Annotated in this window: 23 protein-coding genes; 13 read left to right on the top strand and 10 right to left on the bottom strand. The window is 72.8% G+C overall.

Translation table 11 applies throughout. From position 1 onward, the window contains the following. Positions 1-75: 75 nt before the first annotated feature. Positions 76-1200 carry a glutamate--cysteine ligase gene (locus tag AB0K65_RS24695; protein WP_365720129.1) on the bottom strand — a complete coding sequence of 375 codons (1125 nt, stop codon included), beginning with the start codon at positions 1198-1200 and terminating at the stop codon, positions 76-78. 193 nt (positions 1201-1393) lie between these two features. Between AB0K65_RS24695 and AB0K65_RS24690 the strand changes: the two genes are divergently transcribed. From AB0K65_RS24690 to AB0K65_RS24675, 4 genes are all read left to right on the top strand, one after another. Further along, positions 1394-2095, top strand: a complete 702-nt coding sequence (locus AB0K65_RS24690) for a beta-glucanase (protein ID WP_365720025.1) — start codon at positions 1394-1396, stop codon at positions 2093-2095. A gap of 99 nt (positions 2096-2194) precedes the next feature. Beyond that, complete coding sequence (locus AB0K65_RS24685) at positions 2195-2875, top strand: DUF4230 domain-containing protein (RefSeq protein WP_365720023.1); 681 nt, start codon at positions 2195-2197, stop codon at positions 2873-2875. Between the two features lie 229 nt (positions 2876-3104). Next, positions 3105-3560, top strand: coding sequence for an SsgA family sporulation/cell division regulator (locus AB0K65_RS24680; protein ID WP_365720021.1), 456 nt, complete (start codon positions 3105-3107; stop codon positions 3558-3560). Between the two features lie 59 nt (positions 3561-3619). Then, a complete protein-coding gene (locus AB0K65_RS24675) occupies positions 3620-3874 on the top strand; it encodes a WhiB family transcriptional regulator (protein WP_365720019.1) in 255 nt (84 codons plus the stop codon). Between the two features lie 34 nt (positions 3875-3908). Here AB0K65_RS24675 and AB0K65_RS24670 read toward each other — a convergent pair whose 3' ends face one another. The 4 genes from AB0K65_RS24670 to AB0K65_RS24655 all read right to left on the bottom strand — a co-directional run bounded on the left by AB0K65_RS24670 (position 3909) and on the right by AB0K65_RS24655 (position 7234). Continuing rightward, positions 3909-4325 carry an ATP-binding protein gene (locus AB0K65_RS24670; protein WP_365720017.1) on the bottom strand — a complete coding sequence of 139 codons (417 nt, stop codon included), beginning with the start codon at positions 4323-4325 and terminating at the stop codon, positions 3909-3911. A gap of 155 nt (positions 4326-4480) precedes the next feature. Then, positions 4481-5290, bottom strand: a complete 810-nt coding sequence (locus tag AB0K65_RS24665) for an RNA polymerase sigma factor SigF (protein ID WP_365720127.1) — start codon at positions 5288-5290, stop codon at positions 4481-4483. Between the two features lie 192 nt (positions 5291-5482). Continuing rightward, a complete protein-coding gene (locus AB0K65_RS24660) occupies positions 5483-5926 on the bottom strand; it encodes an ATP-binding protein (RefSeq protein ID WP_365720015.1) in 444 nt (147 codons plus the stop codon). Between the two features lie 138 nt (positions 5927-6064). Then, on the bottom strand, positions 6065-7234 hold the full coding sequence (locus tag AB0K65_RS24655) for a PP2C family protein-serine/threonine phosphatase (protein ID WP_365720013.1): 1170 nt from the start codon (positions 7232-7234) through the stop codon (positions 6065-6067). Between the two features lie 123 nt (positions 7235-7357). Here AB0K65_RS24655 and AB0K65_RS24650 point away from each other — a divergent pair, with 123 nt between their 5' ends. Continuing rightward, positions 7358-7864 (top strand): MarR family transcriptional regulator, encoded by a 507-nt coding sequence (locus tag AB0K65_RS24650; RefSeq protein WP_365720011.1) that lies wholly within the window; start codon positions 7358-7360, stop codon positions 7862-7864. Between the two features lie 180 nt (positions 7865-8044). On the opposite strand, the gene AB0K65_RS24645 is transcribed toward AB0K65_RS24650, so the two are convergent. From AB0K65_RS24645 to AB0K65_RS24630, 4 genes are all read right to left on the bottom strand, one after another. After that, complete coding sequence (locus AB0K65_RS24645; protein WP_365720009.1) at positions 8045-9244, bottom strand: PP2C family protein-serine/threonine phosphatase; 1200 nt, start codon at positions 9242-9244, stop codon at positions 8045-8047. Between the two features lie 39 nt (positions 9245-9283). Continuing rightward, a complete protein-coding gene (locus AB0K65_RS24640) occupies positions 9284-9652 on the bottom strand; it encodes an STAS domain-containing protein (RefSeq protein WP_365720007.1) in 369 nt (122 codons plus the stop codon). A gap of 58 nt (positions 9653-9710) precedes the next feature. Further along, positions 9711-12275, bottom strand: coding sequence for a SpoIIE family protein phosphatase (locus AB0K65_RS24635; RefSeq protein WP_365720005.1), 2565 nt, complete (start codon positions 12273-12275; stop codon positions 9711-9713). Positions 12276-12384: 109 nt separating this feature from the next. After that, positions 12385-16410 (bottom strand): HAMP domain-containing protein, encoded by a 4026-nt coding sequence (locus tag AB0K65_RS24630; protein ID WP_365720003.1) that lies wholly within the window; start codon positions 16408-16410, stop codon positions 12385-12387. 284 nt (positions 16411-16694) lie between these two features. Here AB0K65_RS24630 and AB0K65_RS24625 point away from each other — a divergent pair, with 284 nt between their 5' ends. From AB0K65_RS24625 to AB0K65_RS24610, 4 genes are all read left to right on the top strand, one after another. After that, positions 16695-16922 (top strand): DUF5133 domain-containing protein, encoded by a 228-nt coding sequence (locus AB0K65_RS24625; RefSeq protein ID WP_365720001.1) that lies wholly within the window; start codon positions 16695-16697, stop codon positions 16920-16922. Between the two features lie 235 nt (positions 16923-17157). After that, positions 17158-18024: a dienelactone hydrolase family protein gene (locus AB0K65_RS24620; RefSeq protein ID WP_365719999.1), complete on the top strand. Its 867-nt coding sequence runs from the start codon at positions 17158-17160 to the stop codon at positions 18022-18024. 113 nt (positions 18025-18137) lie between these two features. Further along, entirely contained in the window at positions 18138-21020 is a 2883-nt protein-coding gene (locus tag AB0K65_RS24615; RefSeq protein ID WP_365719997.1) for a LuxR family transcriptional regulator, read from the top strand. A gap of 154 nt (positions 21021-21174) precedes the next feature. Beyond that, the gene (locus AB0K65_RS24610) at positions 21175-21606 is read left to right on the top strand and encodes an ATP-binding protein (RefSeq protein WP_365719995.1); all 432 of its coding nucleotides are present in this window, start codon (positions 21175-21177) and stop codon (positions 21604-21606) included. Positions 21607-21766: 160 nt separating this feature from the next. Here the strand turns inward: AB0K65_RS24610 and AB0K65_RS24605 are convergent, their stop codons facing one another. Continuing rightward, on the bottom strand, positions 21767-21928 hold the full coding sequence (locus AB0K65_RS24605) for a DUF5670 family protein (protein ID WP_158984609.1): 162 nt from the start codon (positions 21926-21928) through the stop codon (positions 21767-21769). A 218-nt stretch (positions 21929-22146) separates the two neighbouring features. Here AB0K65_RS24605 and AB0K65_RS24600 point away from each other — a divergent pair, with 218 nt between their 5' ends. The 4 genes from AB0K65_RS24600 (at position 22147) to AB0K65_RS24585 (ending at position 25768) form a co-directional block, all read left to right on the top strand. Then, positions 22147-22320, top strand: a complete 174-nt coding sequence (locus tag AB0K65_RS24600; protein WP_365719993.1) for a CsbD family protein — start codon at positions 22147-22149, stop codon at positions 22318-22320. A gap of 162 nt (positions 22321-22482) precedes the next feature. Beyond that, entirely contained in the window at positions 22483-23757 is a 1275-nt protein-coding gene (locus AB0K65_RS24595; RefSeq protein WP_365720125.1) for a SpoIIE family protein phosphatase, read from the top strand. Positions 23758-23759: 2 nt separating this feature from the next. Continuing rightward, positions 23760-24113: an STAS domain-containing protein gene (locus AB0K65_RS24590; RefSeq protein ID WP_365719991.1), complete on the top strand. Its 354-nt coding sequence runs from the start codon at positions 23760-23762 to the stop codon at positions 24111-24113. A gap of 179 nt (positions 24114-24292) precedes the next feature. After that, a complete protein-coding gene (locus tag AB0K65_RS24585) occupies positions 24293-25768 on the top strand; it encodes a phosphatase PAP2 family protein (protein WP_365719989.1) in 1476 nt (491 codons plus the stop codon). Positions 25769-25815 lie beyond the last annotated feature (47 nt).

Here is a 25815-nt window from a genome sequence, read left to right as displayed (position 1 = left end):
TCTCCTCCATCGGATACGCGCCACGGCCGGATTCAAACGCTCCGGACGGCACGGAGAACCGACGGCGGTGCGGGCTCAGCCCGACGCGCGGCCGTCGGCGGCCGTGGTGATGCGCGCGCAGCGGGCGACGACCGTCGCGAGGTCGCCCTCGGCGCGCAGCAGTTCGCGCTGGACGCGGGCGCCGTTGCCACGCGCCAGCAGCTCCGCCATCCCCCGCCGCACCCGGTCGGCGTCGCCGAGGTCGTCCAGGGCCGCCTCCACGTGCCGGTACAGCGCCTGGGCGGCGCTCTGGGCCGGGACCTCCTCCATCGTCACGGGGTGCACGAGGGGGCCGTCCAGGCCGGATCGTCCCGCCCGCCACGTCGCGAGCCGCAGCAGGCTGGTGTCGATCCGCGGGGCCGGCTCGCCCTTGCGCCAGGCCCGCGAGGCCGTCTCGACCAGACCGCGCACCAGGGCGGCCAACAGGACGGGGGTGGTCGCCTCCAGGCAGACGTCGGCCACGCGTACCTCGACCGTGGGGTAGGACGCGGAGAGTCTGGCGTCGAAGTAGATCATCCCCTGGTCGCGGAGCACTCCGGTGCCGACCATGGCCCGGACCAGCTCGTGGTAGCGCTCCGGGGAACCGAAGACGCCCACCGGGCCGGCCGAGGGCCACCGGTTCCACACCTGGCTGCGATAGCTGGCGTAGCCGCTGTCCTCCCCCTGCCAGAAGGGCGAGTTGGCGCTCAGGGCCATGAGGACGGGAAGCCAGGGGCGTATGCGGTCCAGGACCGCGACGCCCTCCTCGTCGGACTCGACCGACACGTGCACGTGGCACCCGCAGGTCAGCTGTTCCTGCGCGGTCAGGCCGAACTCCTCGCCCATCCACTGGTACCGCTCGCCCACGCTCAGCGAGGGGCTCACCGGCAGCGGCGAGGTTCCCATGGCGGCGACCACCGCGCCGACGGTGGACGCGTGGCGGGCCGACTCTCCGCGCCAGCGGACGATCTCCTCCTGGAGGTCGTCCATCCTCGTCACCGGCCGGGTGGCGAACTCCACCTGCTCCTTCTGCAGCTCCTTCTCGAACTCGTGCTCCTCGTCCCCGCCCTCACGTGCGGCGGCCCGCTCGGCCGCGGCCAGCACCGCGCCGGCCAGAGCGCGTGGAGCGCCGCTCTCGGCGTCCACGATCAGGAGTTCCTCTTCCACGCCCACGCTGCGCACGTCGCCGCTCATCGTTCGCCCTCTTCCGATACTGACCCCACCGTCCCACGGTGGAAACGACTTCACCTGTCCGAAGCGGCGCCTTCCCTTCCGTGACGAGTTGACGCCACGCGGTGAGTGTCGCCGTATGAGGGCCCCGTGGTCCGGGCAGAACCGAATCGGACAGTTCGTCCCGGACGGGGAGGAGTCACCGATGCTGCCGCAGATCATCGACCGGCTGAGACGGCGCCGTGAGGCGCGCGCGGCGGAGCCGGTCTTCACCGCCGACTTCGCCTCGACGGAGCAGTGGGTCGCCGGGCGGTCCTGGGCCTATCCGAACGGCGGGCCGACCAACCCGGGGGACAACAAGCTGGATCACCTGGTCGAGGACCCCGCGTACAGCCGCTCCGGGCGCTTCAAGGCGACCAGGCGGCCCGACGGCAACTGGAGCGCGGGCCTTCTCACGACGGAGGGCAGCGCCGAGGGCTTCATGGTCCGCGCCGGCGACGTCGTGGAGGCGCGGGTGCGGCTGCCGGAGGAGATCGGAGCCTGGCCGGCGATCTGGACGTGGCTCGACGGGGGCCAGGAGATCGACTTCTTCGAGTACCACCCCGACAATCCCGATCTGCTGGAGCTGTCGAACCGCGTGAGGGGCGGCGGGCTCTACTACCGCGACCCCTCGATCCGCCCGGGCGAGTGGGTGGAGCTGAGGGTCGAGCTGGGTGCCCGCTCGGTGGTGTGGCACGTCAACGGCGAGCGGGTCTTCGGGGACGGCCGAGGAGTGGGCCGGCGGTGGAAGGCGTACCTCATCGTGAACCTCTCCGTCTGCGCCGGACGGTACCACCCGCCTCCCGACCCCGGGACGTCGGAGATGTCGTACGAGGTCTCCGACCTCCGCGTCTACCGCAGGCCCTGAGCCGCGGCGACCCGCGCGCCGCGACGGGCGGGCGGTCAACTCCCCTGTCGGGGCGTGCCGTTGCGGCATGAACGGCCGGTCGGCGGGCATGCGGTGAGCATGAGAGAAGGTGCTGCGACCCCACCGGGCGAGCCGCCGGCCCGTGGGCGGACGACCCGCCGGTGGCCGGTGCTCGCCGCCGCGCTGCTGGCGACAGCGCTCGTGCTGGTCCTCCTCGGGCGGTTCAGCCTCACGCCGGGGCTCGACGACCTCTTCGGCGAGGAGACCCGGGACCGCTCCGGCCCCGCGCTGCTGAAGTCCGTCCAGGAAATGCACCGGTACGAAGGCGCCGCCGGGAACTTCCAGATCGTGGTCGACCTCGAGAAGGACGCCCGTCTCCTGCCGGACGCCATCCGCGGCACCCGTACGCTCTACGTCGCCAGCGGCACGGTCGGGGCGTACGTCGATCTCGGCAAGATCGGCGAGGGCAGCATCACGGTCGACGAGAAGCGGACGTCGGCGACCCTGCGCCTGCCGCACGCGCGGCTCGCCGCTCCGGCCCTCGACCCGGAGAAGTCGTACGCCGTCTCCAAGCAGCGGGGCCTCCTGGACCGCCTGGGCGATCTCTTCTCCGACAACCCCGCCGACGAGCGGGCGGTGCACGCGCTGGCCGCACAGCGCATCGGCGAGGCCGCACGGGAGAGCGATCTGGGCCCACGGGCCGAGAAGAACACCACGGCCATGCTGGAGGGGATGCTCCGCGCCCTCGGCTTCCGGCATGTGACAGTCCATTACGTATGACCGAGGGGCGCCGCCGGGCGCCCGCACCCGGGCCGCCTCGTCATCGGGGCGGCCCTTTCGTGTCCCCCGCGCCGGCCCGGACCCAGAGGACGGACGAGCGGTCTTCGGCCGCCGATGAGCTTTTCACGCCCCTTTCACCGAGACCGGGTGTGCATCGCCTCTGCGGGGTTACGAGGAAATGGCACGGCGCCGCGCAGGCAGCGCGATCTTTCCGAGGGAAGTGGTGACGATGTCCACATCGAACCGACACGAGACCACGCAGCGGCCCCCGGCGCCCCCGGTGCGGTCGTGGAGCACGACGGCCCGTCAGATCCAGGGAGAGATCGGCCTGGCCGTCGAGGCCACGTTCCACTACGACCCCGACGACCCGTGGGCGATACGCGTCGCCTTCCGGCTCTCGCTGGGCCGGGTCGTGGACTGGACCTTCTCCCGCGAGCTGCTGCGCTCGGGGACCCGCGTCCTCAGCGGCGAGGGCGATGTGCGCCTCTGGCCGCTGCGCTGCGGGGGCAGGGAAGGACGCGTCCGCATGCGGCTCGGGTCGGCCGGGGCGTTCGCCGTGGTCGACATCGACCGCGCGGGCCTGCGGAGCTGGCTGAACGAGACCTACGACGCCGTGCCGGCCGGTAGCGAGGCCGCCAGGATCGACTGGGCGGCCGAGACCGGCCGTCTGTTCGCGCGACGGTAGAGCCGGGCTCCCGCGCCGACGGACGGACGAACGCTCATGACGGACTACAGGAGGATCTGATGGAGAGCTGGCGCGCATCCGCCGCCTGCACCAATGTCGACCCCGACCTCTTCTTCCCGGTGGGGACCGGCGCCCCGGCGCTGATCCAGGCCGAGGAGGCCAAGGAGGTCTGCCGCCGTTGCCCGGTGCGTCGGGAGTGCCTGGAGTGGGCCATGGACGACTCCCGCCAGGTGACCGGCGTCTGGGGCGGCCTGACCGAGGACGAGCGGCGGTCGCTGAAGCGGCGGTCCCGTCGGCAGGCGAACAAGCACTGAGTTCCGATCGACGGTGGCGCGCCGCCACGGCAGGTCAGCCGAGCGGAAGGCGCGCTCTGACCCACTTGCCGTGGGGCGCCACCGCCTCGGTCTCGACCGTGGCGCAGAGCGCGAGCACGATCTCCATGCCGTGCTGTCCCAGCCGGCCGGGGTCGCGCGGGCGGGCGACCGGGACGACGGGGTGCGTGTCGTGGACGGATATCTCCAGCACCCCCTCCCCCAGGGCGAGTTCGAGCCGACAGGGGCCGGGGGCGTACTTCACGACGTTCGTGACGAGTTCGCTGACGACCAGCCGCGCGGCGTCGACGCCGCGCTCCGGCCAGGACCCCGAGGGCGGCGCGCACCGTCCGAGGAACGACGTGGTGAAGTCCCGGGCCTCCGCGATGGCGCCCTGCGCTCCGCCCAGCTCCACGCCGGCCCGCAGGGTCTCACCCACGTGTCGGCCGGTCACGCTCGCCTGCGTCACGCCGTTCCCCGTTCGCCTTCCTCACCGTGCCGGCACTCCTCTGGTATCCGCGTTCCGTCGGCTTCGTCGCAGCACGGAACGGCCTCACCAGAAGGGGGTTGGTGAGGCCGTTCCGTTGGGACACTCCTCGACGTCCGCGATCAGGACTGGTCGAGCATGCCCTTGCGCAGACGCTCCAGGTTGCGGGAGAGCAGGCGCGAGACGTGCATCTGGGAGATGCCCAGCTCCTTGCCGATCTCCGACTGCGTCAGCTCCTCCACGAAGCGCAGGTGCAGGATGCGACGGCTGCGGTCGTCGAGTTCGACGAGCAGCGGCGCGAGGGTGTGGAAGTTCTCGAAGAGCTCGAGCGCCGGGTCCTCCACACCGATGAAGTCGGCGAGGGCCGCGTCACCGTCCTCGCCGTCCGGGCCGACGGCGGCGTCGAGCGATGTGGAGTTGTAGCCGTTGGAGGCGATGCGGGCTTCGATCACCTCGTCCTCGGAGAGGTTCATCAGCGTCGCCAGCTCGGCCACGCTCGGCGCGCGTCCGAGGCGGGAGCTCAGTTCCTCGGTCGCCTTGGCCAGCTCCACGCGGGCTTCCTGCAGCCGGCGCGGCACGTGCACGGCCCAGGAGGTGTCGCGGAAGAAGCGCTTGATCTCTCCGACGATGTAGGGGACGGCGAAGCTGGTGAACTCCACCTCACGGGAGAGGTCGAACCGGTCGATGGCCTTGATCAGACCGATGGTGCCGACCTGGACGATGTCCTCCATCTCGTCGCCGCGGGCCCGGAACCGTCCGGCCGCGTAGCGCACGAGCGACATGTTCATTTCAATCAGGGTGTTCCGCGCGTACTGGTACTCGTGGGTCCCCTCCTCCAGTACCGCCAGCTTGTCGAAGAAGACCTTCGACAGCTCACGTGCGTCCTTCGGAGCGACCTTGCGGGGAGATTCGAGTACAGGAAGGTCTCCCATTCCCGTCTCGACACCGGTCCTCGTCTCCGTCGTCACCGCAGTCGGCACTCTGATGACCTCCCTCGTCCATCGTCAGCTCTTCAATCCCCCGTGAGAGCCCCGCCTACCCCGTCATACGCGAGGCATGCCAGAAAATTCTCGACCGGCGGAAAAAACTTTTCCGGCCGGACCACTCCACCACGCCGGGGAGGTTCACGCGAGGGAGAGACGGGCCCGGACGCGCTTGCCCGGCGGCTGCGGCTCCACGCTCACGCTCTCGCACACCGCCAGGACGATCTCGACGCCGTGCTGGCCGATCCGCCGGGGATCGTGGGCCCGCGGCACGGGAGAGACGTCCAGACCGTCGAAGACGGAGATCTCCAACGCGTCCTCGAACAGCTCGAGGAGCACGCGACAGGGGCCCGGGGCGTGCCGCACGGCGTTGGTCACCAGCTCGCTGACCACCAGGCGCGCGATGTCCACGCGCTCCCGGGAGACCGACCTGCCCCCTCCGGCCGGCGCGGCGGTGAGGAAGTCGGCGGTGAAGTCGCGCGCCGACGCGATCATGCCGTCCCCCGCGTCGGCGCTCTCGTAGACCACGCTCGCGGACAGCGACGGCCGGCGCACCTGGCCTCTCCTGGCGATCACCTCACCCATCGCCCCTCCTTCCTCGCGTGACTGTCGCACTCCTCGTCTCGTCCGGCGCATTTTCCCATGCGCGCTCGTTCCACACCGCACACACCCCGGAAATATGGATGCGGACCGCCGGGGCACCGGTTGCGCGAGAGGTCCGCGTCACCGGTCGGAATGCGCCGACGGCGGTGGTCCGGCGGCCCGGCGGCCATGCCAGTCCAAACACAGGACGAGGAGGTCGTCCGAGGCCGGACCCCCACGGGACCGCAGGGCCCGCACGACCTCCCGAGGCGTGTCCGCGCAGGTCAGCCCACGCGTGGCCTCGATCGCCCGGCTCACCGCCCGGTCCGGTCCGTCGCCCGCCTCGTCGGCCGGCTCGGCGCGGTCGCAGGCGACGAACACCAGACGGTCACCGGGGAGGATCCGCAGGCGCTGGGTGAGGTAGACGGTGTCCTCGAACATGCCCAGCGGAAGCTGGCGCTCGAGGTCGAGCCGCTCGGGGGCGGCGCCGGCCCGGGCCCGCCAGACGATGGGCGAGCCCGCGTCGACGACCCGCACCTCGCCGGTCGCGCGGGCGAAGCTCATCAGCAGGGCGGAGAGGGTCCTCGCGCCCCGGTGCTGACCGTAGAGCGCCTGGTCCGTCAGGGTCGCCTGGCCGACGACGTCGAGACCGGCCCGGCGGGCGTTGCGGATCGCGCTGAGGGCGAGGCTGCTCACGAGGACGGCCTGGGTGCCGGGGCCGGTGCCGTTGGCGACGACCAGCGTCAGCTCCTCCTCCGTCACGGACCAGTCCAGCACGTGCCCGCCGGAGGTGTAGGCCGGCTCCCAGTAGGCGTGCAGGTCGAACTCCTCGCCGACGCAGGCACGCCCGGGCAGCAGGTCCCACTGCATCTCGCCGGGAATGTTGAGCGCCCGCGCCCGGCGTGTCCGCCGGTACAGATCCGTATGGCGGTCGGCGACCCGCAGGGCGTGTCCGAGCATCTCGGCGACGGAGGCGAGTTCTGCGGTCGTCTCCGCCGTGAGCCGGTCCGAAGGAAGGACGACCACAAGAACGCCACAGCGATCGCCGCGAACCGTCACAGGAAGGAACGCGGTCGCCGTGGGTCCGTCTCCCCCGAAAAGATATGGTTGCTGTGTGGAGTAGGCGCGCCCCGCGGGCCCGGCCTCCACGGCCGTGGGCTGTGAACCCGCCGGAGTCTGCGCGGGCTCGACGGGACGGAGTTCCGTGAGTCCGTAGTCGACGAGCAGGAGGTCGGCCGAGACCGCGGCGAACTGCTGTGCCAGATCGATACGGAGGGAGTCCAGGAGGCGGTGCGCCGGCGCTTCGCGCAAGGCGCGTTCCACTGTCGAGCGTCGATCCACCGAATCCGTACCGCCTTCTGGAGAGATGTAGATGACCGGCGCGTCGCGAGACCGACGCCCTCGGCCCCGGACGCCTGAGGAGTGTCACTAGCCATGGACACGAACCCCGCCCCGTCGCAGCGGGAGCCGCAGGAGACGACGGAGGCAGCGCGGGAGCTCATCGAGCTCCTGGAGGTGATGTGGGAGCGCGGCAGGGACATGGTGTCGTCGACGCCCGTGTCGGCCTCGCAGCTCCGTGTGCTCTACAGCCTCGATCGCGAGGAGGGCATCAACCTCCGCGCCCTGGGCGAGCTGCTCGGTTCCGCGCCGCCCTCGGTGAGCCGCATGTGCGACCGGCTGGAGGCCCTGGGGTTCGTCCAGCGCCTGCCCAGTCCGGTCAGCCGCCGCCAGCTGGAACTGCACCTGACCGTGCGGGGCAAGGCGTACCTGCGGGACCTCAGGGGGCAGCGCGAGGAGGCCCTGCTGGCCGTCATCACCACCATGACGCCGACGACCCGGAAGGCACTGCTGCGCGGACTGACGGGTTTCCAGGAGGCGTTGGACAAGGAGCACTCCTCGTCGCGCCGGAACGCCCCGCTCGGGAACGCCCGGTCCGCCTGACCGCCCCGCACCGGGACCGCCGTCCGGTCACACGCCCCTTGTCCCACTTGTCACCCTCTGGTCGCCTCCGACGTGCGCACTCCCGGACACGAGCCAGCAGTGTTGCCCCAAGAATACATTTGCCGTTCGGCAACTGTTGACACCTGCTCGGGACCCGGACGCCGAAGGGTCGACGGCCCGTCAGACCTCGGCGGTCTCCCGGGGGACACGCTCCCCGGCGTCCTTCCGGCCGCGCCAGTCGAGGCAGACGACCAGCGCGTCGTCCTCCAGGGGCGTATCCCCGTGGTACTCCGCGAGCTGCCGCAGGACCGCGCCCGGGACCTGGGCGGGGGGAAGCAGCCTCGTCGAGGTCAGCGCCCGCGCGAGCGCCCTCTCGCCGTAGCTCTCCCCGTCGGGGGACGGCGCGTCGTACACCCCGTCGCTGCCGAACAGCAGCCGGTCCCCCGGGCGCACCGTGAAGCGCTCCGCCACGTAGGCCGTCTCCTCGAACATGCCCAGGGGCAGCTGTGCCTCGAAGGAGACCGGTTCGACCGTCCGCTCGCGCAGCCGCCACAGTCGGGGGGAACCGGCGTCCACGGCCTCCACCTCACCCGTGGTCAGGTCGAAACGGAGCAGCAGCGCGGAGACGTAGGCGCTGCCGCGGTACTGCGCGTACACGGCCTGGTCCGCGAGGGCCGCCTGGTCCACGAGGCCGAGACCGGCGCGGCGGGCGTTGCGCAGGGCGTTGATGGCGAGGTTGGTCAGCAGGGCGGCCTCGATGCCCTCCCCCATGCCGTTGGTGACCGTCAGGGTCAGGTGGTCCGCCGAGGCGGACCAGTCGTAGTTGTCACCGAAGATCGCGTAGGCGGGCTCCAGATGCGCGCCGAGCGAGAACTCGGGCCGGGCGCAGGACCGCCCCGGGAGCAGCTGCCACTGCATCTCGGCCGCCAGCGTCAGCCGCGCGGCCCGTCGCGCGAGGACGTACAGGTCGGTGTCGCGCTCGGCGACCAGGATCTCGTGGCCGAGGGCCTCGCAGATGTGCTGCAGTTCGGGCAGCTGCCGGACGATGTCGTGGTCCTTGGGTGCCGTCACGGTCAGGACGCCCATCCGGTCGCCCCGGATGGTGACCGGAAGATGGGCCGCGACCGCCGTGGCCGTCTCCGTGACGTACGGCTCCTGGGAGCCGAAGGCGCGGCCCTGCGGGCTGCTGCTGATCGGCAGCGGCTGGACGGTGTGCGGGTTGCTCCCCACCAGCTGGAGCGACCGCAGACCGTAGTCGGCCAGCCGGAGCTCCACCTCCCGCGCGCCGTAGTACGTCCGCAGCGCCTCTTCCACGACGCTCATCAGCATGTGCGGCGCGGCCCGGCGCAGCGCCTGCTCGACAACGGCGATCTCGTCCACGTGTTCCTGCTTCTCTTCTGTCCGCCCGGTCCGGTACGTCTATCCGGCCCGGCCGGCGGCCGACAGCGCCTCGTCCACATCGGCGTGCAAAGGCGTCGTCATCGACAGACCCGTGATCTCCAGGATGCGCCGTACGGCCTCGGTCGGCGCCACGAGATGGAGGTCTCCGCGCGCTTGGCGGGCGTCCCTGGCAGCCCTGATCAGGACGTTCAGGCCGGACGAGTCCATGAACTCCAGCCGGGAGAGGTCCATCACCAGGTGGCGGCGGCCGTGCAGGAACTGGTTGGCCAGGTGGTGGTGGAGCAGCGTGGCGGTCTCGATGTCGAGCTCGCCGCCCACGGACAGTACCGCCGTCGTGTCGTCGCGGATCTCCACCTCGACGTCCAGATTGTCTTCAGGCTGGGGCATGGTCCACTTTTCGGTAGGGGGAAGGGATGCGTGGGGGGTACGGGCGTGCGGGGCCCGGTCAGGCGACCCGCACGCCGATCAGACAGGTGTCGTCGTCGGTGTCGGACTTGCTCTGCGTCAGGAGGGTGTCGAGCCGGCGTTCCAGGGTGTCGGCGGGGGCCTGGGCCGTGGCGAGGAGCTGGGCCAGGGAGTCCTGCACGGCGGTGTCCCGCCGCTCGACCAGACCGTCGGTGTACATCAGGACCGTGTCCTGCGCCTCGAGCTGCACCTCGGCCTCCTCGTACTCGGCCTCGGCGAGCGCCCCGAGCAGCAGCCCCTGGAGCAGGGGCAGCGTGGTGGCCTCCGTGCCGCGTACGAGGACGGGGGGAAGGTGCCCGGCCCTGGCCCAGCGCAGGGTGCGGGTCTCGGGGTCGAAGACGCCGCAGACGGCGGTGGCCGTGACCCTTTCGGTGAGGTGGTGCGCCACGATGTTCAGCCAGGAGAGGAGCTGCGCGGGGCCGGCCCCGGTCACGGCGAGGCCGCGCATGGCGTTGCGCAGCACGACCATGCCGGTGGCGGCCTCGATCCCGTGGCCCGCGATGTCCCCGACGCAGAGCAGTATCTTCTTGGACGGCAGGACGACGGCGTCGTACCAGTCGCCGCCGACCAGTGACTCCGTCTCGGCCGGCCGGTACCGCACCGCGATCTGGAGACCGGGCGCGTCGAGCGGGCCCCGGGTGGGGGGCATGATGGCGTGCTGCAGCTGGAGGGCGAGGCGGTTGCGCTCCGCCGACTCCTGCTCGGTGACGGCGAGCTGGTCGCGGGTCGCCGCCAGGGCGACCTCGGTCCAGTGCTGCGAGGAGATGTCCTGATAGGCGCCCCGTACCGCCAGGAGGCGGCCGTCGGGACCGAGGGCGGGTTCGGCGATGACGCGCATGTGCCGGGTCACCCCGTCCGGGCGCACCAGACGGAACGCCGTCGAGGTGGCCCGCCGGTGGCGCAGCACGGCCTGCAGGAAGCGGCCGATGGCGACGGCGTCGTCCGGGTGGGCGTGAGACGCAAGATCCCGCAGGGACACCGGGGCCTCGACGGGGTCTCGGCCGTACAGGTCGAAGAGCTGGCCGTTCCAGGTGATCTCACCCGTCAGGACGTTCTCCTCGAAGCCGCCGATGCGGCCGAGGCGCTGCGCGTGCTGGAGCAGGTTCGCCAGGCGGGCGGCCTCGTCCTCGATGCGCCAGATGAGCAGGACTCCGCCCTGGTGCCTGCTGATGCTGAGGTCGGCGGTGGACGCGAGCGCCACCTGGTCCACGAGCGCGGTCAGCGGGGCGCGGCGGGCCCTGAAGGGCTCGCCGGTGGCGTAGACGCGCTCGATCCGGTCGAAGAGCTCGCCCTCGCCGGCCGCCGTGGGGTACGCCTCCAGGAGGAAAGCGCCGTCGACGGCGCCGCGAGGCCGGCCGGCCGGGTCCTGGAAGTGGTCGTTGGCATGCCGGATGCGGAAGTCGCTGAGCCGGCCGTCCGCGTCGAGGTGCGGGGTGAGGACGAGCGCGGGGTCGTAGAGGCCGTCGGAGAGGTCCACGAGTTCGGCCACGCCGGTCGGGTCCTGGGGCGGCGTCGGCGCGGGGTCGCCTGGGAGGGTGTCGATGGTGTGGGCGCACAGCTCGGCGAGCGCTTCGAGCTGGCGCTCCACGGCCTGGGGCTGCGGCTCCAGGGGGTGGGCCCAGCAGATCTCCAGGACGCCGTGAATGCGTCCGCCGGTGCCGGCGGGCACCGCCACCCGTCCGCCGTCGGGGGTGCGCGCGTGCCCGATGGTGGGAATGCCGGCGGTGGTGAGCGAGGGGAACCAGACGGTGCGGCGCTCGGTGAGGGCCTGGCGGGCGACGGTGACGACGCCGGGCGGGACATAGCGCCAGCGTGCGGGTTCGTCGCTGCCGAAACCGGCGTGGCCGCTGAGCGTGAACGAACCGTCGGCGCCGGCGGTCCAGACGGCGACGGCGGTGGCGCCCAGGGGCGCGAGGGCGTGTGCCAGGAGTGACTCGGCCACCGTCTGGGTGTCGCCCGCGTTCAGCGCGGCGCTCTCGGCGGTCCGCAGTCGCACGGCGACGGAGGGTTCCCGCCCGGTCCCGGGTGCGGTGTCCGGTTCGCTCACCGCCCGCTTGACGAAGTCCTCGGCGACTTCGGCGACCTGGTCGTGGGCGGCCTGGTTGATGATGTCGGCGGCCAGTTCCAGGGGCGAGAGACCGGACTGCGCGGCGAGTTCGGCGAGCTGCCGGGATGCCTGGGCGGGGCCGCACCGGAGCCGCTCGACGATGACGCCCTTGGCGAGTTCGAGGAGGGCGCGCCCGTCGGCCGCGGCCTGGGCCGCCCGTACCTCTTCGCGCAGCCGCTCCACCGTAGCGGCCAGCCGGCCGACGGTGGAGTGGTGTGCCGGAAGGAAGCCCTCCTCCTCGGGCGGGGCGACCAAGGGCGCTGCGGCGCCGGTGAGGGCGCCGTAGGGGTCGCCGTCGCCGTCCGTCGTCTCGCGGGGCGTCGGGACCGTGCCGGCCCCTGGGGCGGGTCGGGTCCCGGGGGCGGACTCGGCCGAGGCCCTGTCGTCCCCGAGCTGACCTCCGGCGGCGTCCGCGCCGCGGTCGGGGGGAGCGCTCATGGCGTGGACTCCTCGGATGTGACGGCCTGGGCCGTGGGACGGATTGCGGGGCGGGGGCGAGAGGGGCACGGCGGACGCGGGCGGGGGTCCGCCCGTGTCCGCCGCCGGACTAGTCGTCGCGCAGCCAGCGCCGGATGCAGGCGATGAGGTCGTCGGCGTCCACCGGCTTGGTGACGTAGTCGCTCGCGCCGGACGCCAGGCTCTTCTCCCGGTCCCCCGGCATCGCCTTGGCGGTGACCGCGACGATCGGCAGTCCGGCGTAGGCGGGCATCTGCCGGATCGTCGCCGTGGCGGCGTAACCGTCCATCTCGGGCATCATCACGTCCATCAGGATCAGGTCGATGTCGGGGTGCGCGGCGAGTGCCTCGATCCCCTTCCGGCCGTTCTCGGCGTGGAGGACCTCGATGCCGTGCAGCTCCAGGATGCCGCTGAGGGCGTAGAGGTTGCGGGCGTCGTCGTCCACGACGAGCACCGTACGGCCGTGCAGGGCGGCGTCGACGGTGTGGGGGGTCTGCTGGCGCTGCTCGCCGCGGAGCAGGGGCACGACGTCGCCCGGCTGGTCGGCGAGCAGGTGCAGGGCGATCCGTTCGCGGAGTTCGTCGAGGCTGGAGAGCAGCTCCAGGGGCCGCTGACGGGCCCTGGCCTGGAGGGTGCGCTCATGCTCGGCGGCGAGCCTGCGGTTGTTGTGGGCGAGCACGGGGACGGTCCGCAGGGCGGCGTCGCCGTCCATGGCGTCGAGGAAGTGCAGCGCCTCGTTGTCCGCCATGTCGAGTTCGAGCACGACGCAGTGGAAGGGCTGGGTGGCGAGGGCGGTCGCGGCCTCCTGCGGTCCCACGGCGGCGATCACCTCGATGCCCGCCTGGTCGGTGAGGTCCCGGCTGTCGGCCAGTTCGGCCACGGCGTTCTCGGCGACGAGCGACAGCAGCCCACGGGAGCGCTCCTCGATCACCAGCAGGCGCCGGGGCTGACGGGGCTGCGGGACGGCCGGCAGCGCCGCTCGCGGGGTGCGGCTGGGCCTCTCGGCGATCTCCCCGGCCTCCTTCTCGGCGGCCGGCGCTCCGGTCTCGTGCGCGGTCTCCGCCTGGAAGTCGGCACGGGCGACGGGGAGGTAGAGGGTGAAGGTGCTGCCCGCGCCCGGCTCGCTGTCGGCCGTCAGGGCGCCGCCGAGCAGATAGGCGATCTCACGGCTGATGGACAGGCCGAGGCCGGTGCCGCCGTACTTGCGGTTGGTCGTGCCGTCGGCCTGCTGGAAGGCGCCGAAGATGGCCTCCAGGTGCTGGTGGGCGATGCCGATGCCGGTGTCCCTGACCCGGAAGGCGACCACGGCGCCGCCGCGGTGCACCGTGCCGGGCAGTTCGTCGTCCGAGGCCGGCTCGATGCTCAGGTGCACGCTGCCGCGTTCGGTGAACTTCACGGCGTTGGAGAGCAGGTTGCGCAGCACCTGGCGCAGCCGGGAGTCGTCGGTGACCAGGTCGACCGGTACCCCGGGGGCGGTGGAGATGGTGAAGGCGAGGTTCTTCTGGGTGGTGAGCGGCCGGAACGTCGCCTCGACGTAGTCGAGGAGCTGGCGCAGCGCCACCCGCTCCGGGTTGAGGTCCATCTTCCCGGCCTCGACCTTCGACAGGTCGAGGATGTCGTTGATCAGCTGCAGCAGGTCGGAACCGGCCGAGTGGATGATGCCCGCGTACTCGACCTGCTTGGCGGTGAGGTTCCGCGTCGGGTTCTGGGCGAGCAGCTGGGCCAGGATGAGCAGGCTGTTGAGCGGTGTGCGCAGCTCGTGGCTCATGTTGGCGAGGAACTCGGACTTGTACTTCGACGCGAGCGAGAGCTGCTGGGCGCGGTCCTCCAGCTCCTGCCGCGCCTGCTCGATCTCCAGGTTCTTCGCCTCGATGTCGCGGTTCTGGGACGCCAGCAGCGCCGCCTTGTCCTCCAGTTCGGCGTTGGAGCGCTGGAGCTCCTCCTGCTGGACCTGGAGCTCCTCGGAGCGGGCCCGCAGCTCGTCGGCCAGCCGCTGCGACTCGCCGAGCAGCTCGTCGGTACGGGCGTTGGCGACGATCGTGCTGACGTTGACGCCCACGGTCTCCATGAGCTGTTCCAGGAAGTCCCGGTGCACGGAGGTGAACGGGGTGAAGGAGAGCAGCTCGATCGCCCCGAGGACCTGGTCCTCGACCACGATGGGGAGCACGATCAGGCTGCCGCGCGCGGTCTGTCCGAGTCCGGAGGAGATGGAGACGTAGTCGCCGGGCACGTCGTCGGCGGCGATGACGCGGCGGCTGCGGGCGGCCTGTCCGACGAGGGACTCGCCCAGCTTGAAGCGGCGGTCCTCGGGGCTGCCCGCGGGGCGGCCGTACGACCCGACGAGGCCGAGCTCGACTCCGTCGAAGCCCTCTTCGGCCAGGTAGAAGGCGCCGTACTGGGCGCGGACGAGCGGGGTCAGCTCGTCCATGACGAGTTCGGCGACGACCGACAGGTCGCGGTGGCCCTGCATGAGCGCGGAGATCCGGGCGAGGCTGGACTTGAGCCAGTCCTGCTCCTGATTGGCCCGGGTGGTCTCGCGCAGCGAGCCGACCATGGAGTTGATGTTGTCCTTCAGCTCGGCGACCTCGCCGGAGGCGTCGACGGTGATGGAGCGGGTGAGGTCGCCCTCGGCGACCGCGCTGGCGACCTCGGCGATGGCGCGGACCTGGCGGGTGAGGTTCCCGGCGAGTTCGTTGACGTTCTCGGTGAGCCGCTTCCAGGTGCCGGAGACCCCCTCGACCTCGGCCTGACCGCCGAGCCGGCCTTCGCTGCCGACCTCCCTGGCCACGCGGGTGACCTCGGCGGCGAACGAGGACAGCTGGTCGACCATCGTGTTGATGGTCGTCTTCAGTTCGAGGATCTCGCCGCGGGCGTCCACGTCGATCTTCTTGGACAGGTCGCCGTTGGCGACGGCGGTGGTCACCTGCGCGATGTTGCGGACCTGCCCAGTGAGGTTGTTCGCCATCGAGTTGACGTTGTCGGTGAGGTCCTTCCAGGTGCCCGCCACGTTCGGCACCCGCGCCTGGCCGCCGAGCCGGCCCTCGGTGCCGACCTCCCGGGCCACACGGGTGACCTCGTCGGCGAAGGCGGAGAGGGTGTCCACCATGGTGTTGATGGTGTCCGCGAGCGCGGCGACCTCGCCCTTCGCCTCCACCGTGATCCGGCGGGACAGATCACCGCGGGCCACGGCGGTGGCGACCTGCGCGATCGAACGCACCTGCCCGGTGAGGTTGGACGCCATCACGTTGACGTTGTCCGTGAGGTCCTTCCAGGTGCCGGACGCTCCCCGGACGGTGGCCTGGCCGCCGAGGTTCCCCTCGGTGCCGACCTCACGGGCGACACGGGTCACCTCGTCGGCGAAGGCCGACAGCTGGTCGACCATCGTGTTGATGGTCTCCTTCAGCTCCCTGATCTCGCCCCGGGCGTCGACGCTCACCTTCTGGGAGAGGTCTCCCTTGGCCACGGCGGTGGCGACCTGCGCGATGGAGCGGACCTGGGCCGTGAGGTTCCCGGCCATGGAGTTGACGGAGTCGGTCAGGTCGCGCCAGGTGCCGGAGACTCCCTTGACGTCCGCCTGGCCGCCCAGGATCCCCTCGGTGCCCACGTCACGGGCCATCCTGGTGACCTCGTCCGCGAAGGAGGAGAGCTGGTCGACCATCGTGTTGATGGTGTTCTTGAGCTCCAGGATCTCACCGCGGGCGTCCACGTCGATCTTCTGGGAGAGGTCTCCCTTGGCCACGGCGGTGGCGACCTGCGCGATGTCACGGACCTGCCGGGTGAGGTTGCCGGCCATCGCGTTCACCGAGTCGGTGAGGTCGGCCCAGGTGCCCGAGACGCCGGGAACGACCGCCTGGCCGCCGAGGGTGCCCTCCGTGCCGACCTCCCGGGAGACCCGGGTGACCTCGGAGGTGAAGAGGGACAGCTGGTCGACCATGCCGTTGAACACGGCGGAGATCTCGCCCATCAGCCCGTTGGCGTCGTCGGGCAGCCTGGTGCCGAAGTCCCCGTCGCGTACGGCGGTGAGGCCCGCCAGCAGCTGGCGCAGTTCCGGCTCCCCCACGGCGGCCGGTCCGGGCCGCCGCGCCGCGGAGGAACTGTCGATCGTCGTGTTGGACATGATCCATCCTCGTTGGCTTCACCGACACTCCGAGGGTCCGGCCCGGCACGGTTCCTCGCGCCGGGGCTCCGCCCCTCCCGTACGGCTCCGGCGCTGGACCGTTGTCGTACGGCAATAAAGACGAGACTACCGCCCCGTGATCGTCACAAGGGAGACGGTAGTGAATCACGGGAGGGGACCGACGTGATCCGGACCGCCCCCTCGCCCCGCATACAAAGGGGAAGCGGGGGTACGCGGCGCTTCGAGCCGGGCGGTCGGCGCCCTGACGTGAGGGGAGACTCACAGTGTTGATGGCCCATCCCGCGGTGCTGAGCAACCTGATCGAGCAGTACACGACGCTGAGGGTGCTCCACGCGGAGGACGGAAGCGAGGAGGTGCGGCAGCGGATGGACGACCTGGCGTACACGCTGTGCGTCTCCACCGGTACGCGGGACGTGGACGCGGCGCTGATAGCCGCCCGCCACCGGCTGCCGGGCGCGCGTCCCGAGGACGACTCGGTGCTGATGGCCTGAATCCGGCGGACCGAGGCCGGCACACCCCCTCCGGGAGGGTGTGCCGGCTTCGTCGTGTCCCGGCGGGCGGCTGCCGGGTGCCGAGGCCGGGGTCCCGCGCGGCTCCCCGGCGCCGAGGCCGGTGATTCTGCCGATGCCTTCGTCCCTCGTGGCCCGGACATTGACCGGGCCAGTCATTCCACGGCCGCTTCCGCTCCGGCAGCGGCCGTACACGACACGAGAGGACGACTCCGTCGTGAAACGACACCTCGCCGCCGCCGCCGCGTTCTGCAGCCTCGCCAGCATCACCGTACTCACCGCCCCCGGCGCACAGGCGGCGGACAACCCGTACGAGCGCGGCCCCGCTCCGACCGTCTCCAGCATCGAGGCGCTCCGCGGCTCGTACGCCGTCTCCGACCTCAGCGTCTCCTCCCTGGCCGTCACCGGCTTCGGCGGCGGCACCATCTACTACCCCACCTCCACCTCCGACGGCACCTTCGGCGCCGTGGTGATCTCGCCCGGGTTCACCGCGTACCAGTCGTCCATCGCCTGGCTGGGCCCGCGGCTCGCCTCCCAGGGCTTCGTGGTCTTCACCATCGACACGAACACGACCGTGGACCAGCCGGACAGCCGCGGCCGGCAGCTCCTGGCCGCGCTCGACTACCTGACGCAGCGCAGCTCCGTCCGGGGCCGGATCGACAGCACGCGGCTCGGCGTCATGGGCCACTCGATGGGCGGCGGCGGCGCGCTCGAGGCCGCCAAGAGCCGGCCGTCGCTCCAGGCCGCGATCCCCCTCACCGGCTGGAACACCGACAAGACCTGGCCGGAGATCTCGACGCCGACCCTCGTCGTGGGCGCGGACGGCGACACGGTCGCCCCCGTGGCCACGCACTCCGAGCCGTTCTACGAGAACCTTCCGAGCTCCCTGGACAAGGCGTACCTGGAGCTCAACGGTGCGACGCACTTCACACCGAACACGTCGAACACGACGATCGCGAAGTACAGCATCTCGTGGCTCAAGCGGTTCATCGACAACGACACCCGCTACGAGCAGTTCCTCTGCCCGGCTCCCCGGCCCAGCCTGACGATCGCCGAGTACCGGGGGACGTGCCCCCACTCCTGACGTCAGGTCGTCTGTGCGGGCTCACAGAGCCGCGCCCCCGGGCATGGGCCAGGATCCATCGGTCCCTGTCCGGGGGCTGTCCCAGTTACTTACGGGGCAGTAACGTAACGGCCGTGAGTGGAGGGACGAGCGCGGCGGCGGCCACGGGGCTGCACGGCCGCACGACCGAACTCGCCGCCGTGGACGCCCTCTCGGCCCGCGTCGGTGCCGGGTCGAGCGGTGTCCTGCTGGTCACCGGCAGCCCGGGCACGGGACGCACGGCGCTGCTGCGCCACGCGGCGCGGGACTTCCCGGGCACGGCCCGGCTGGTCCTGCCGCCGCCCGGGAACAGGGTGCCGTGGAGCGGGGTGCGGGCTCTGCTGTCGGCGTTCGGCCCGGGCCCCTCGGCGGCCCGGAGGGCGCTGCGCGTCGCCCGGGGCCCGGAGGGGCTCGGCGCCGCGGTGGCGGGCCTCGCGCCCGAGCGGCCGCTGCTGCTGTGCGTGGACGATCACCATCTGTGGGACGCCCACTCACGCGCCGCGCTGGCCTCGGCGTTGCGGGCGGGAGGGCCCGCGGGGGTGGGCTGGCTGGTGTCCTACGCCCGTCACCACCGCTCCCCGGACGTGCCGGGCGCGCAGGTGGTGCGCCTGGGGCCGCTGAGCGCGCAGAGCGCGGGCCGCCTCCTCGACGACGTCAGCCCCGGCCCCCTCGCTCCCGCCGTCAGGGCCCGGCTGCTCCGCGAAGCCGTGGGCCATCCCGGTGTCCTGGCCGCCACGGCCCGGCGGCTGTCCGCCGCGCAGCTCGCGGGGCGGGCTCCCCTCCCCCATCCGCTGACCGACGGGCCGGTCCTCACGGAGGTGTACGGCGGGCTCCTCGACTCGCTGCCCGCCGAGAGCAGGCGGCTGCTGGCCCTGGTGGCCGTCGCGGGCGAGGCGGCCGGCGGCCCGGACGGGGCGCGGCCCACGGTCGACGCCGACGCGGTCCTGGCCGCCGCGCGAGCGACGCGGACGTCGCCGGAGACACTGGACGGACTGCTGGCGGACGGACTGCTCGGCGGCGCGCTTCCCGCGCTGCGCTTCGAGGACCCCTTCCTCCGGCGGGCGGTCCTCGCCGGGACGCCGGCGTCGTGGCGCAGCTCCGCCGGTGCCCTGTTCACCCCGCCGTCGGACGGGCCGGCGCCCGGCCTGGACGACGAGGGGCACGACGGCGCAGGCCGCGACGACGCAGGGCACGAGGGCGCGTCGTACGACGGCGGCGCCCCGGCGGAGGCGACGCGGACGAGGGGCCACGCCGAGGGGCGCAGCGCGGCCCATGCCGGCGCCCCGAGCGCCCAGAGGCGGGCCCCGGTCGCCGGCGGGCGTCACGACGGGAGCCTCGGCGCCGGCCCGGGCCCGTCCGCGGCCGCCTCCTCCCCCGCCGCCCGGGGCGGCGCGCGGCGCGCGGCAGGACCTCAGCCGTTCCCCCTCCTCCGGGCGGTGAGTCACCGCGCGGACCGGTTGCGCGCGCCGGACGAGGTGCGGTCGCTCGCGGACGTCGTCCGGGGTCGCGCGGAGCTTCTCCGGGGCCTGACGGACCTGGCCGACGGGCCCGTCGGGGACGCCCATCAGGCCCTGCTGCTGGCCTCCGGGCTGCTGCGCGACGAGGCCCCGCGGGAGGCGGCGGACGCCCGCTTCCTCGCGATGGAGGCCGCCTGGGCGGCAGGCGACCCCGCCGCCTGCCTGACCGCGCTGGACGGCGGAGGCGACCGGGTCGCGTCCGTCCGCCGCGGTACGGCGCCGGGGGACGGCTGCCACACCGGCGGGGACGGCGCGGAGCAGGACTTCCTCGACGGCATGCGCGCGGCGCTCGCGATCCGCCTCCACGAAGCCCGGGCCCCGCTGTCCCGGGTGGTGGCGCGTGACGGCACGTCCGACGACCCCCGCCTGCTGCTGCGCGCGGGCTCGGCCGCCCTGGTGCTCGGGGACACGGCGTCGGCGGCCCGGGTCTACGGCCGGGCACTGGCCCGGGTCCGGGCGGAGGGACGCAACGCCATGATTCCGCGTGTCCTGGAGCACCTCGCCTACGCGGAGCTGCGGGCCGGACGTCACGGCCGGGCCGGGACGCACGCCCGGGAGGGGCTGCGGGCCGCGGAGCTGACCGGCCAGCAGAACGTGGCGGCCCATCAGCACGCGGTCCTGGCCCTGGTCGCGTCGGTGGCCGGGGACGCGGCGTCCGTCGAGGAGCACGCCCGGCAGGCACTGGCCGTCGCCCGCGGCCACGGTCTGGCGCAGGCGGCCACGCTCGCCGAGTGGGCGCTGGCCCGTGCGGAACTGGGTCAGGGCCTGGCCGCCCAGGCGACCGCGCGGCTCGCCCAGCTGGTGCTGCCGGGACCCCGCTCCGGCCACTTCGCCCTCCGTATGCTCGCCGTGCCGTGCTTCGTGGAGGCGGCCGACGCCACCGGCCGGGGCGAGGAAGCGCGGGCGGCGGCCGAGGAGTTCACGGTGTGGGCGGCCCAGGGGGTCGATCCGCAGGCACCGGCCCAGCTGGCGCGCTGCCGGGCGCTGCTGACCGCGCCGGAGGACTCGGCGCACTGGTACGCCGAGGCCATGCGCCGGCACGACACGTCCGGCAACGACTTCGAACGGGCGAGGACCCTGCTCGCGTACGGCAAGTGGCTCCGGCGGCGCAGGCGTTCGCTGGAGGCGCGGGTGCGGCTGAGCGACGCGCTCGTCACCTTCGAGCGGGCGGCGGCCGAGATCTGGGCCGCGCAGGCCCGTGCCGAGCTGCGTGCCACGGGCGGAGCGGCGGGGGGACCGAGCGGGACGGCGGCGCCGGGCGACCTGACGCCCCAGCAGCAGCGCATCGCCGCGCTGGCCTCCGAGGGGGCGACCAACCGGGAGATCGCCGACCGGCTGTCCATCAGTCCCCGGACCGTCGATCACCACCTGCGCAACGTCTTCGCCCGGTTGGGTGTCCGTTCGCGGGTCGAGCTGTCGGGCGTCCTGGCCCGTGCCGCGAGGGGCGCGCAGGGGCGGTGATCGCCCGACTCCGCCGGTCGGCGCGCGTGCGCCGCGTCACCCTCGGTAGCGCACCGGTCGCCGCATACGGCCGTACGCTCGTGTGTCACCTCGGCGACGGCGGGAAAACGAGCGGGGAGCGAATGCCTGAAAAACGGGAGGAAGGGGAACCACGATGCAGCCTCACGACGAGGCCTGGTCCCATACGACGACGCGAACGCGTGCCGAGAACGTCTCCGCCGGTGGCGGCGACGGTGGCGTGCGGACCTCGGCCGACGCGCGGGAGACCACCCGGCGCAGGCTCGCGCGGATCCGGCCGGTGAACCGGTCGCAGGTGGACGACCTCCTGCTCGTGGTCTCCGAGTTGGTGGCCAACGCCGAGCGGCACGCGGGCGGCCCCACGGGTTTCCGTCTCGACCTCGCGCGGGACAGCGCGACGGTGTCCGTCACGGACGCCAGCGGCACCCTGCCGGAGAACCGGCGCGGGGCGGCGCTGACCCCGGGCGGCTACGGCTGGCCCATCGTGGAGCGTCTGTGCCGTGAGGTGACCGTCTCGGTCCACGAGGGCGGGAAGACGATCCGCGCGGTCGTCCCGCTGGAGCAGTGACACGGGCCGGAACGGCGACGCGCGCGGACACCGGAGCGGTGACACACCGGGGGACGCGCGCGGGCGCCGAGGCGGTGCGCGCGGGTGACACGGGCGTGGGCGCCACCCCCTGAGGGGTGGCGCCCACGAGCCTGGCGATCGGAGTGCGCCGCGACGACCGCTACCAGCGGTACCAGCGGCCTGTACCGCCCTTCGGCCGGGCCACGAAGCCCAGCAGCCAGAGGACGAGAACGATGACGGCGATCCACCAGAGCGCCTTCACCGCGAACCCTGCGCCGAAGAGAATCAGCGCGAGCAGAAGAACCAGCAGAAGAGGAACCATTCCTATCAACCTCCCGGCGACCGCTTACCCGGGGGTTGGGAGAACATCCCTTCGAATGTGTGAGTTTTCCGCGGTCGATCCGGGGAATTGCAAGGGGCTTCGCGGAATTACACATGGTCTCGTGACCCGCTTCCTTTTCTCCCGCTGGTTTAGCGTCGCGTTTCGCGGTCAGGCGCCTTGATGTCAGACATGACCCAACGCGCAGGGAGTGATCGGCTGTGTCCGGTGAGCAGAAGGCTAAGGCCAAGAGCGAGCAGGCCAAGGGCAAGGTCAAGGAAGCGGCCGGGCGGATGACCGGCAACGAGCGCCTCGAGGCGGAGGGCCAGGCGGAGCAGGCCAGGGGCGACGCCCGCGCCGCCAAGGAGAAGACCAAGGACGCCTTCAAGCACTGACCCCGCCCGGGCTGAGAGGGGCGGCTCCGCGACCGCGGAGCCGCCCCCTCCGCCGTGCCGGCCCGCTACATGGCCGACCGCTTCAGGAGCCTCATGAACCACGGCACAAAGGGCCACGACCAGCCCGGCCTCCGCTCGCCCGCCGTCGCCCTCGAGTCCTACATGGCCGTTCTGGAGGACAGCGCCGAGGAGCTGTACGACACCGCTCCGTGCGGTTACGTCTCGATCCTGCTGGACGGCACGGTCGCCCGGATCAACAGCACCCTCCTCCAGTGGCTCGGGGTCGGGCGGGGCGACGTGGTGGGGCGGGTGGAGTTCGGCGCCCTCCTGACCCCCGCGGGACGGCTCTCCTACGAGGCGCAACTCGCCCCCGCGCTCCGCCTGAACGGAGAGGTGGGCGGCGTTCCGCTGGAGCTGGCGTGCGCCGGCGAACCGCTGCCGGTCCTGGCCAGCGCCATAGTGCGGACGAGCTCCGACGGACGGCCGCTGCTGGCCAGGATCACGCTGACGGACGCGCGGGACCGACGCGCCTACGAGTCCGAGCTGCTGCGCAGCCGGAGGGAGGCCGAGGAGGCCCGCCGCGCCGCGGAGGCCGACAGGGCCCGGCTCCAGGACGCGCTGGCCGTGCTCCAGCGCAGCCTGCTGCCCGCCCGGCTGCCCTCCGTGCCCGGCCTGGACGCCGCCTCCTACTACCACACGGCGTCGCCCGACCGCCTCGGCGGCGACTTCTACGACCTCTTCCCGCTCGACGGGAAACGCTGGGCGTTCTTCCTCGGGGACGTCTGCGGCAAGGGGCCCGAAGCCGCCGCGCTGACCTCGCTGACGCGGTACACGCTGCGGGCCGCCGCGCTCCACGACCCCGATCCCGTCGCCGCGCTCCGCACCCTCAACACCGCGCTCACGGAGCACTATCCGGCGGGTGAGACCTGCTACTGCACCGCCGTGTTCGGCGTGCTCGAACCCCAGGGGACCGACGGGTCGTTCGCGCTCGAACTGGCCTCGGGCGGCCATCCGCCGGCGCTCGTCGTACGGAACGACGGCCGGACGGAGTTCCTGTCGACGCCCGGTGGGCTCCTGCTCGGGATCCTGCCGGACGCGAGGTTCGTCTCGGCCCGCACGACGCTCCGCCCCGGGGACAGCGTGCTGCTGTACACCGACGGCCTCACCGAGGCCCGCACGGGAGCCACCCGCGACCTGTTCGGGGACGAGGCACTGCGAGATTTCGTCGCCGAACGCGCTCCCGCCACGCCGGGAGGTATCGTCACCGCTCTGACGGGACTCCTCGAGGGTTTCGGGGACGGGCTGGGCGACGACACGGCCCTCCTCGCCCTGGGGGTGCCCGTCGGCGACCCCGCCGCCGACGGCGACCGGTACGCCCGGGACCCCACGCCGGACGGCCGAGCGTCCACCGCCCTGCCTTCCACCGACCGAGACTGATCATGACCATGCTGGACATCACCACACGAACCTCGTCCGCGGGCACCGTCCTCACGATCACGGGCACCCTCGACTACGAGACCGCGCCGGACCTGCGTGAGCGGGTGCGGGCCGTCGATCTCGCGCCGGGGGCCCTGCTCGTCCTGGATCTCGCCGGTCTGGACTTCTGCGACTCCAGTGGGATCAACGCCTTCCTGACGGCCCGCAACACCGCCACCACGGCCGCGGCGTCGATCGCCCTGGCCTCGGTGCCACCGTCGGTGGCGCGGGTCCTCGGCATCGTCGGCCTCGACCGGATCTTCGCGATCCACCCCGACAGCGACACCGCGGCGAACGCCCACCGCGCCACCTCCTGACACCGGAGCGCGTCGCCCCGGTGCCGCGTACCGTCGTTACCGAACGCCGCCACGCCTCGACTCGGCGCGAGTCACGTGTCATTCCGCCTCGGCCGGGTACGTTGGCGCTGGCCGGGCGCGTGTTCGAGCGTCCGGACCGACGACGAGGAGATGTGATGAGCCAGGTCGCCAGAGGACGCATGACAGGCGCGTTCGGACGGCTGGACCGCAAGGTCTTCGGGCACGTCGCGAACCGCTCCTGGCCCGGCGCCGAGCCGGTCCTGCCCCGGCTCAGCCGGAGCGCGAACCACGGGCTGCTGTGGTTCGGGATCGCGGCCGGGATGTGGGCCCTGGGCGGGCCGCGCGGGCGGCGCGCCGCGGTGCGCGGAGTGGCGTCCCTGGCGCTGGCCTCGGCCACCGTCAACACGCTCGCCAAGGGAGCCGTCCGCCGCGACCGCCCGCTGATCGACACGGTGCCGCTGGTACGCCGGCTGCCCCACCAGCCGTTCACCAGCTCCTTCCCCTCCGGGCACACCGCCTCCGCCGCCGCCTTCACTGCCGGTGTGGCGCTGGAGTCGCGGGGCCTGGCGGCCGCCGTGCTCCCGGTCGCCGCCTCGGTCGCCTTCTCCCGTGTCTACACCGGGGTCCACTACCCGAGCGACGTCCTGGTGGGCGCCGGCCTGGGCGTGGGCGCGGCCTACGCCGTCCGGGGCCTCGCCCCGACCCGCGACCTGGTCGCGACGCCCGCCCGGCCCCGCGTCGACGCCCAGGCGCTGCCCGACGGTGACGGGCTCGTCGTCGTGGTCAACGCCGCTTCCGGCGCCCAGCCGCAGCTCCTGGATCCCGTCCGCCAGATCAGGACGCTCCTGCCCCGGGCCGAGGTCATCCTGTACGAGGAGGAGGCGGGACCGCTGCCGGACGTCCTCGACGCGGCCGCGGCCGAGGTCGCGGAGCGCGGGGGCGTCCTGGGGGTGTGCGGCGGCGACGGAACGGTGAACGCCGCGGTGGAGCCCGCCCTGAAGCACCGCGTGCCCCTGCTGGTGGTGCCCGGCGGCACCTTCAACCACTTCGCCGTGGACCTCGGTGTGGACACGGTGGCCGACGCCTGCGCGGCGCTGGCCGAGGGGCAGGCGGTGCGCGCCGACGTCGGCCGGATCACCGCCGACGAGGACGGGTCCCGCTCGTACTTCCTGAACACCTTCAGCCTGGGCGTCTATCCGGAGCTCGTACGGCTCCGGGAACGCTGGTCGCCCCGCCTCGGCGGGCCCCTGGCGTCCCTGCTCGGCGTGGTGCACGTCCTGCGCACCTCCCGTCCCCTGCGGGCCGAGGTCAACGGCCGGCCCGAGTCGTTGTGGCTCCTGTTCGCCGGCAACGGCGCCTACCGCAGCGCCGGGCTCGCCCCGCTGCGCCGCCACGACCTCGCGGACGGTGTACTCGACGTCCGGATCGCCCACGGCGGCCGGTTCGCCCGCACCCGGCTGCTCGCCACTGCGGTGGCCGGGGGGCTGGCCAGGACGCGGCTGTACGCCGCCGCCCGGGTCACGTCCCTGCGCGTCTCGGGCCTGCCCGACGGCACGCACATGGCCTACGACGGCGAGGTGGTCCCGGCTCCGGGCGCCTTCCGGCTGGACAAGCTGCCCGACGCGCTGACCGTCTACCGTCCCCTCACGGACTGAGCGAAACGGCCGAGGGGCCGACGGCGCCCACCCCGTGCGGGGTGGGC

Origin of the sequence: Streptomyces sp. NPDC053755, from assembly GCF_040677675.1 — a bacterium.
Classification (GTDB): Bacteria; Actinomycetota; Actinomycetes; order Streptomycetales; family Streptomycetaceae; genus Streptomyces.
Note: the sequence above shows the minus strand (reverse complement) of the source record. Positions and strands in the feature narration are given on the sequence as shown.